General features: G+C 62.4%; 5 protein-coding genes. All 5 read right to left on the minus strand.

Going from position 1 to position 9,977, the window contains the following annotated elements:
* The coding region (locus tag AC1DVA_RS25090) for a hypothetical protein (RefSeq protein WP_476807673.1) at nt 1–500 on the minus strand (500 nt) is incomplete at its 3' end.
* Between the two features lie 641 nt (nt 501–1,141).
* Complete coding sequence (locus AC1DVA_RS25095; protein ID WP_476807674.1) at nt 1,142–1,819, minus strand: helix-turn-helix transcriptional regulator; 678 nt, start codon at nt 1,817–1,819, stop codon at nt 1,142–1,144.
* Nucleotides 1,820–1,918: 99 nt separating this feature from the next.
* Nucleotides 1,919–3,829 carry a caspase family protein gene (locus tag AC1DVA_RS25100; protein ID WP_476807675.1) on the minus strand — a complete coding sequence of 637 codons (1,911 nt, stop codon included), beginning with the start codon at nt 3,827–3,829 and terminating at the stop codon, nt 1,919–1,921.
* A gap of 148 nt (nt 3,830–3,977) precedes the next feature.
* Entirely contained in the window at nt 3,978–8,540 is a 4,563-nt protein-coding gene (locus AC1DVA_RS25105) for a beta strand repeat-containing protein (protein ID WP_476807676.1), read from the minus strand.
* Between the two features lie 45 nt (nt 8,541–8,585).
* On the minus strand, nt 8,586–9,977 hold a 1,392-nt coding region (locus AC1DVA_RS25110), incomplete at its 5' end, for a ShlB/FhaC/HecB family hemolysin secretion/activation protein (protein ID WP_476807677.1).

Below are 9,977 nucleotides of genomic sequence, written 5' to 3' on the forward strand. Positions count from 1 at the left end.
GCGTGGGCGCGGTCATAGGTCGTCCAGTGCATCCCCTTCGGCTTGGGCGGGAATGACAGCGTGAGGTTGGGCGAACCGCCCAGGCTCTCCCGGATCCGCTGCGCTCGCCGCACCGATAGATAGCGCTTGTCCTCGTTCTGCGATGGATAGGCGATGCGCTTGCAGGACCGACAGGTGAAAGCCGGGCCGCCGGCACGGGGCGAGCCGTAGATCTTCGCCGCGAGCCGACTGCATCGAGGACAGCGGAACCATTGGCGAGCGCCGCCGAGATGAACGGGCGTTTCCTCGATCAGGACCCACTGCCGATGGCCCGCGATATTGATGACGCCTTCCCCCTCCCCGGCAAGGAAGGACAGGAGGCCACGCCGGTTGCCGTTGACGATTTCCCGCACCCAGGACAGCTTGCCGGGCCGCAGCATGCCCTGCCGCTTCAGCCACCTGATATCGAGTTCGAAGAAACTGGCGGGCGTCGGCTTCCCGCCTCCCCACGGCCTACCCATGGCGCCGCTKCTCAGCCTGRAGCTCGCGGACGCGTCSRGCGATGGGCGCCCAGGTCGTGAAATCAYTCAGCGCATGGCCGAATTCGACGTCCTTGSCCCGCTGGTAGTGAGCCAAGAAGGCCGGCAACCAGGCATTGCCATCCTTCGGAAGGGTGATGCCGGCATGGGCGCAGAACGACAGGAGCCCGTYCTGCGAGCGATCCATCAGGAGATCGACAAAGAGGCCGCAGAGGAGGTCCTCCTGCTCGGACCTCGCCGTCTTTGTCTTGGTCCTGCCGCGGGCAACCTTCGTACATTTGCCGGCGCCTGCCGCCCTGGCCACCCCTACATCAGGTCGCATCCGAGCCTCCGAATTTCCGAAATCAATTGGCAAATTTGCAATCAATCAGATCATAAAGCGGCACGGATTTTGCAACAATGCCGTTGAGAATAACACCCGCGACGGGTGGTGCCAAACGCGTGGACGGCAGCTAACCGCGTTGCCAGGGACGGAACCGGAAATCAGACGCGTTCGATTATGGTGCGCGGGGGTCACCTTACCCGCTAGATTGTGATTAATCGTACGCGCCGCGAGAGGCAGTTAAACACCTCGAAGAACCTTGCATAGAGCGTCGCAAATTGCCTGGAACACTGCCGCCTCGCTAAGGTTCATGCCCAGGCATAAATCGAAAAACGAACTGCATAAGCTTAGCTTGGCTTGTCGTGCCAGTTTTTGCGAATACCCTCTGCATGTGCGTGCGAGTGGTAGTTTTAGCGATTCCCATCAGCCGGCTGGCGGAAACTGTGTTAAGACCCTGGCATACTGCTGCTAGTACTCGAGCCTCCGTCTCAGTTAGCCCGTATCGGGTTTTTATGGCCGCGATATTGTGGTCCATTGATCGCTCGACATCACGAATGACCACAACAAAAATTATCGACGCACCAAAGTTGGCAAGATTGATCGCGTGTGCGTAAACATTTAGGTATCGTTCGGGATCGACCTTTAGAGATCGCCTAAATTCGCGGCGATCCGGCTCACATTTCTGGCCAGTCATCCATCGTCTAAAGCACGCATTAAACATAGAGTTTTGTGTAATAAAATGCCCGTCCCGCACGATACCGCGATCTATAAGTCGAATAGCAGCCGAGCTTCGAGAGATTATTCTTAGATCGCATGAAACAATAAATATTGCGGTTTCGTCGCAGTCGCTATAATTTCCATTATATGAAATATTGGATTCAAGATTACCGCATAAAACATTGAGGCTTTCGTGAAATTCATTCGAATGATTTATTAATTTGACGAGAGATGGCAATTCATTCATATCAATTCCATCCATTCGAGGAATCAATTAAAGCAAATGCGTAAGGTTGGTTGGCGTTCATTTTATATAAGATTGGACCTATAGTGTTGTTGGATCCGGCGTTCGCACGAACCATTACCTTAAAGCATATGCATAGCCTCCCGTCCGCCGCCATCGCTGCAGCGAGCTCTGGAGCTTGGGACCGGTTCGGCCGTCGATCGCGCTTGACAGATATCCTTCGCGCTGGAGTCGCAGCTGCAATGCTCGGATTGTTTCGGAGGACCAGCTCTTCGTAGCCTTCGTCAGTTCACCGAGCGCATCGCCAGAATCTGACGCAACCGCAAGTAGGAGAGCTTCCGCAGCGGCATCAGGATCCTTACGGGTGCCGCGCCCCTCATCGAGTAGGACCGCCGCGGCCCGGTAGCCCCGTACGTCACCGAGTTCCACCGCTTTGCGGAAATAGCCTAGCGCCCGATCCGCCGTGCCGCCGACGCCCTGTTCCGCCAGAACACCGAGATTGAAGGTCGCAATCGCCGACCCCTGGCGAGAGGCGGCCGTTAGCAGTTCGATTGCGCGCGGAACATCTCGCGGCAACGCCGTTCCCTGCATCAGGGCAACGGCCAGATTGATCGCACCGTCGGGGCTACCTCCCGAGGCTGCGCGCCTGTACAGGTCATAGGCGCCGCCGACATCCTTCGGAACGCCATCTCCGGCTTCGACGATCAGCCCCAGACTCACCATCGCGCGGAGATTTCCCTGTGCCGCGGCCACGCGGTAAAGCTGCAGTGCCTCCGAGCGCTGATTTGCCGCCCACAAGGCGCGAGCAAGCAGGGCAGCATAGTTCGGCATGGCCGGATGTGTCAGCATCGCGCGCCGACAGGCGCCGATCGCCCTGTCTGCATTCGCGATCAGGTCCTCGAGAGGGACACCGTCCAAATTGGCGGTCGCGTCGCGAGGATGTGTTGCAAGCCGCTCGCACAGGGCTTCGGAGGGAATGTCGACGCTGTCCGTACCCGGCAGCGTATCCAGGAGTTTCCGGGCGGCGTCGCCGTGCTTGCCGGTCGGAAAGCGGTGCAGATAAAATTCGGCTAGAGGCCGCATTCGCGTTCTAGCTACCAGATCCCACAGGCGGTCGTCACCGACGGCGTCTGCACTGCGGGCGGTCGCGCCCTCGAGGGAAGCAAGCTTAGTGGGGTCGAGATAAGAGCGCGCCTCGCTAACATGCGCTCCCGTCGGGAAGCGATCAACATAGAGCTTCAGAAGCGCCGGATCACGCAGCACGATTCCCAGCTGCCATAGTTGCACCTCGGGCGATGCGGCCTCGGGCGCACCGGGCCTGAAGGCGAACTGGCGGGTCAGGGAAGAGTTCTCCCAGGGGATCTGCTGCCCTCCGGTAGCGGCGATCACGTCGCGGCGTACCCTGATCATCATCGATGCGACGTCCTGGCCGCGCGTCGCGATATGACTTAGCAGCGCTGTTGCGAAGGGGCTGTTGCGCCCCGTCCCGTCAAGGGCGACGTTGTCCGGTTGGGTCGCGAAGGCGAACAGGAAATTGGCGGCACTGCCGACGCGGGCAAGCCCGTCCTGCATAGTCCCGGCGCTTCCGGTCGCGCCCTGTCGCAGTGGGTTATTGCGGCAGGCATCGAGGAAAATGAGATGGATGCCGCGCGCGTTTTCCAGACTAGTCAATACAGTTTGGAGGCTCACGATGGATTGCATAAACTTGGCTGGGTCTCGAACCTGGGCATCGACCGGAACCAGATAGTTCTGGGAGTCGATTTGAAAGCCATGCCCCGCGTAATAGAACAGCGAGACGTCCGCATCCCGGGCGAGGGCTATGAAGCGTGAAAAAAGGTCGCGCATGGCGGACATTCCCAGATCCTCGCCATGAAGGACCTCGAACCCCCGCTGCTTCAGCGCTTCCGCGATGTCCGCGGCGTCGTTCCGGGGATTAATCAGTTCGTGTAAGCCGCGATACGCGCTGAGCCCCATGACGAGAGCGACACGCCGCTCCGCCTGCGCAGAAACATTCGTCCATACCGTCATAAGCACGATGGTCAGAAGGCCAAACCATATGCGGCGGCCGAACCGAGCTCGTAGGCACGGACCACACGCCAACTTTGCCGAGATTTCATAATCTCGAAGGTTCACAACGACATCCTGTCACGCTCAGGCATGGAGTAAGGCGACGATGTTACAGGCCGGTTGCCCGTGCGAATTTAGTTTGCACCGAGCCAAGAGCAGACACGATGCGGTTAGCCTGTTGCAACTGCAACCGACCAATAGCCGGATCGTCCGCGCGGATAAGCGCTATCGCCTTCCGAACCTCTGCGAGGGCCACTCCCACTGCTGCGCGCGCCTCCTGCATCGTCCGGGCGGCCCGCACCTGCTGTGCCGCCCGACGGATCGCGGCGGGAATGCCCCGCATCGGCCCGGGAAGGGTCAGAATCTTCGAGTCGAGTGCATCGGAAAATTGTTCAAGGGCATTGCCGACGCAGTTTTTGTAATCATTCGCGACCTTCTTTTGCGCCTCGCAGCGAGCCACGTCTCCCTCAAGTTCATTGGCAGAACGCTCGATCGCGGCCAGCGTGCTGCGTGCGGCCTCCAGCTCTCCGGGCCGGCCCGTACCCAAAGTGGGCCCGCCCGACCCGACGCCTCCACTTCCTCCGCCCGGTCCGAGGAGGTCGAACGTATCCGTTGGATTGGGGAGATTAATAGTCGTCACCGGCAGGTCGCGGCTGGGCACGCCAGCCTGCGTATTCTCGACGAGCGCCACCGAGCCGGCTCCCACGGTCATCGCGCCGGGGAGGTAGCTGATGGCGTAATTGCTCGGATTGAAAGTCCCGCCCGCTGCGCTTCCGATCTGGATGGGGTAAATACCTGCGAACGCCGTGGCGAGGGCACCAATACTAGATAGGGCTGCCGACCCGACCGTCTCGCCGTTCACTAGTCCCGCCGCTGTGAATTCCAGCCCGGTGAACGAGAATGGCAAACTCAGAGCCTTGATCTGGTTGTTGGCCGCGATGATCAGCGGTGCCGGCGTCACCGCCATCGTACCGGGAACATAGGTGATGCTGTAATTGCTGGGGTTGAAGGTTCCGCCCGTCGCGTTGCCAATCTGGATCGGATAGAGGCCGACATTGGCAGCCGCGGGGGCCCCTGTGCTCGACAGTGCCGCCGATCCGACCGCCTCGCCATTCTGAAGCCCTGTCGCGGTGAACTCCGTGCCCGTGAACGGAAACGGCGATCCGTACGTTCTGGTCTGGTCGTTGGCGGTAATGGTAAACGATGCCGGCGTCACCGCCATCGTACCGGGAACATAGGTGATGCTGTAATTGCTGGGGTTGAAGGTTCCGCCCGTCGCGTTGCCAATCTGGATCGGATAGAGGCCGACATTGGCAGCCGCGGGGGCCCCTGTGCTCGACAGTGCCGCCAAGCCGACCGTCTCGCCGTTCTGAAGACCTACGGCACTGAATTCCGTGCCCAGGAACGTGAAGAGCGAGCCATAGGTCTTGGTCTGGTTGCCGACGACGACGGTCAGGGGCGCCGGCGTGACTACGAGGCTCGGAGTCAGAGCCGCATCCGTCTGCGTGGCCACAACTCGGTAGGCGATGCCTTGCGTGCTGGTCTGGTTCACGCCGCCGATCGCGTAGGTGCCGACGGGGCTGGCGGCGGTCGCCGGGCTGGCGAGGGCATTGGAGAGATCCACGGAATCGCTGGTCGGCCCGAAGACGAAGGAGCCCTGGCCGCCATAGCTGGTCAGCGGTGAGATCGTATTGGAGCCGCCATAGGTTCGCGTCGCGCCGTCGTTCACGGCGCGGATGACCGGAGCGATCGCGTAGAGCTCAGGATAGAAGCCGACGCTGGGAGGCGCCCAATTGGCCTCGAAGCTCCAGCCCTGCGCACGCGCCTGGGGCACGAAGGTGCCCGCATCCTGGAACTGCGCCGTGGTCAGGCCGGTGAGCACGACGGGGTCGGTGCTGGAATTGGTGCCGAAAGCCTGGGCCTGGCCACTTGCGGTCGTATCCCAGAACGAACCGTTCACTGTGGCCGTGTTCAAGCCGATGAAACCGCCGACAGCGGAACTCGCGGCCCCGGCCACGACCGGCGCGGCGGAGTAAGACTCGGATACGGAGCCGAGATTCTGCCCGACCAGGCCACCGACCGATTGGCTCCCGGCCCCTGCCGATACCGGCCCGGTGGCATAGCTTTGCGCGATGGTGCCTGTGGAGGTCCCCTCCGACACGACCAGAGTATTGTCCCCAACAAGGCCGCCGATTAACCAGATGGACGAGCCGGTCGTCACGGTGGACGTGGAATATGTCTGGGATATCGAGCCAATGTTCTGCCCGACCAGGCCGCCGATTGATCCGCCGCGGTGTGYCCCACTCGTCGCCACGCCGCCATCGCCGACCGATACCGCTCCGGCGGAGTAGCTTTGCAAAATGGTTCCTTCACCAGCATTGCTGCCGGCGAGGCCACCGATGAAGACTCCGAACGGTCCGCCATTCACGGTGGCGGTGGAGTAGGATCGGGTCAGCGTGCCGGCGTTGGCCCCGACCAGGCCGCCGATCTCCGAGGCGCCATTTTCAGCGGAGGGTGTTCCCGCCACGGTTCCGGAGACGGTTCCGGATGCGTGCACCTGAGAGATCGTCCCCGAGTTTGCTCCCGCGATTGCCCCGACGAGTGAGCCACCGCTGATATTGGCATTCGTCAGCGCGAGGCCGGTGACCATGCCGGTGACGTCCCCGAAAAGGCCGACATTTGAAGCGCCGGGTCGGTTAATGAAGAGGCCGTTGATGGTGCGACCTTGTCCGTCGAGCGTGCCCGAGAAAAAGGGAAGCCCCGAGGTAGAGCCGCCGATCGGGACGAATCCGGCGCCAGCGTTCCACTGGTTCGTCCCGCTCGCGTCGATATCGTTCGCCAACTGGTAGCTGAGCGCCAGGCTGGCGAAGGAATTGATGCCCTGTAGGCCGTAGACGTCGGYGATCTGATAGGGAACGCTGATGCCGTCGCCACCAAGCACGCGTAGGAAGCGGCCACCGGTCAAGCGGAAATCCGTAGTGGAGAACGTCGGCAGCGCACCCGACTGAGTCCATGTGCCCGATTGGAGGGTGAAGGTTCCGACATTGACCGGCGCCGTTGCCGTGACGCTGCCGCTTGCGCTGAGGGTGAGTCCGCCCGCCGGAGCAGAAATCGCTTGCTGGATTACGATCCCGCTGTTGGCATTAAGCGTCAGCGTCGTTGCTTGCGCCCAGGTTATCGGTGCGGCGACTGTAATGTTGCCAGGGTCGCTGCYGGAACTGCCCGTGCCACCCGTGAGGATTGCGACGTTGGCGCTAGCCAAGGCGTTCTGCAGATCAACAATATTGATGACCGAACTCTCGATGGTCGGCGTGAAGGACGGCCCGGGGAGGGTCGTGGTCGCACCATTAGAGATTGTGATGTCATAGGGGTCGAGCAGCAGAGTTCCGAACTTGCCTTGCGCCGCCGTCAGGATCGTCTGGCCGTCATAGCCGAGCACGCCCTTGCTCGACACTTCGGCAAATCCACCATCACCGCCGTTGGGTCCACCGCGCGCCCGGATCAGCCCCCCGAACCCGGTGAACTCGTCCGACCAGAGGATGATCCTGCCGCCCTGCCCGGCATCCGTCGCATCTGCTCTGATATGCGTCGCGCCATCCACGATGGTCCTGCGCGCATGAGGCAGCGACCCTCCTCCCTTCAAATCGCCGCCGATCCGGATGGTCCCGCCGCCGTTGCGCCCGCTCGCGTCCAGAGTTGCCCGGGTGAGGTTGATACGATCGCCAGTGATTGTGATCTCGCCGCCCGATTCCCCTCCTGTCGGGCGGGGCCGCCCGGCCTGCTGCCTCCTGCCCTGGCGCGTCGCGCTCGCGTCGAGGCGGCCCGAGACGGTGACGGTTCCGCCGGCCCCGCCGCCAAGGATAATTGCGCCAGAGCGGCCGCCCACGGTACGCGCCTCGACCACACCCGACAGGTTGATCGCCTGGCGGGCAACCTCGCGTGCCGTCGCCGCCTGCATCTCGACCCGCCCCCCATTCGCGCGAATGCGGCCGCTATGCTGGATGAGCGCCTTTTCGCCTGCGGATCCAGACGGGACCGCCACCTGCAGGAAACCGTCTCCCGAAATATCGAGCGTCAGTCGCTCGCCCGCGCCGAGGCCGACCCGGCCCATAGGCACGATAATCGTGCCGGCATTTTCGACTGAGCCGCCGAGCAGCGCCGCATATCCGCCGCGACCCACCTCGATCGTGCCCTGGTTGACCACGGCCGCGGAGGAGCCAGCTCCCGCGAAATTCCGCCGTCCCGCTTTGAAATCCTCGTCGCCGATGCCGAGCGTCGAGGCCACGAAACCGCCCCCGGCGCGCACGGTGCCGCTCGGCGTGATCACGATGCCGTTGGGATTGACGAGATAGACCTGTCCATTCGCGTTGATCTGGCCCGCTATTGTCGAGGTCGCCGCACCAGTAACCCGATTGAGCAGCGCGGAGGATGCGGAAGGCTGTTGGATGTTGACGCTCGCTCCGGCCCCGACCGAGAAGCTCTGCCAGTTAACGATGGCGGCGGCTGACGATTGCTGGATCGTCATCGCACTCGTGCCAGGCGTGGCGAACCCGACGGTGCCGTGCACTACTGACGCGCCCGTCGGCAACTCCCCGGCCAGGCTCGGACGAAGCGGTGCTAGGCACGTGGTCGCAAGCAACGCGAACAGGAGCCTGGACTTTTCGATTCGCATTCGAGATCCCTCTTAGAATCCGAGAGGTTGCGGCTCAGGCCAGAATCAAAACCGAATGGAGCCGACCATCGTGAATCTGTTCGAGTTTGGCAGTAGGTCGTCGCGGTATTGCCGGCCGAATTCAAGCGCGAGCGATGCCTGCGAGAAAGACGAATCCAGCAACGCTGCCAGCCGCACACCGAGGCCGACCGAGGAGACATGCGTCGTCCCCTGTTCGAGAGCAGTCGGGCGCTGAAGGTAAAGCGCTCCCGTCGCAGCGAAGGCGTAGGGCGTGGCCGTGACCGGGGTACCGGCGAGCGCGGTCTGCCAGGGCGAGTTCACCTCCGCCCGCACGATCCATCCGCTGTCTCCGCCCAACGTCCCGGCGTCGAACGTCGAAAGCTCCTGAAACGACGCGATGCCGATCTGCTCGGCGCGCGGCAGTGCCTGGTTGAATGAGGTCTGACCGCGGGCAAGTAGCGCGACACCGAAATGCTCTGCCAGTGGCTGCGCGAACGTCAGGATCGCCTCGGCCTTGCGAAAATCAGCGTCTGCACCGAGTCGCGAAAGGGGAAGGAGCGGCGTGGCATCGGACGCGGTGCGGGCACCAAAGGCATCTAACCCCGCGGACAGGATCGCGCGTCCCGAGAGAACGCCTCCTGCCGACAGCTGCATCACGCCGTCGGTCGCGGCGCGAAGCACCCTGAGCCGATCGAGCGAGATTGGCAGCTTGACGCCGGAGGCCAAAATATCCACGCGCTCTTCCTCGGCGTCGAAAATCAGCTCGGACGCGAAGGTGACCTCGCGCGACCGCACCCACGGATAGCGCAGGCGGACGGAGTATCGGTCGAACACGCTCGCCGTCTGCGGCAAGCTAAATGTCGGTTTCGGGGTGGTACGGCTTTCGGTCGCCTCTAGGTTCAGAGTCAGGCCATCCGTTCCCAGCGGAATGAGCATACCGCCCGATAGAGTGCGCATGCGCGGATACTGGTCAAAAAGTGCGCCGAAGCCTGCAGAATCGGAACCGCTCGGGTGGCCGGCGGCCCTGAGATAGATGGTCTCGCCCAGACGGAAGACGCTGTTGACGTCAATACCCGCCGAGACGTTCGAACGGCCGAGGGCGCCCGAGAGCGTGTTATCGACGCCCAAGGTCCAGGATACCGGGCGATACTGCGCTTGGAGCACCAGAACGGCGCCCCCGAGCTCCGCCCCCGGCGACAGCGCCGAACGCAGAGCGACACCGGGGGTATCTCCCGCAAGTACTAACTGACGCTCGATGTCACGAAGCCGGAGCTCGCGCTTACCGATCAAGGGCGTCAGAACGCTCTCGACGCGTGCACGAACGGTCTCGGGAACGGCGCTTGTATCGACGCGTTCGACATAGCCGGAGACGATCACAATCTTCAGCTGTCCGCCATCGCTCAGGTTTTGAGCAGGCAAGAGCACGCGGGTCAGGAC

It is taken from the genome of Allobosea sp. P4_C6 (assembly GCF_056402015.1).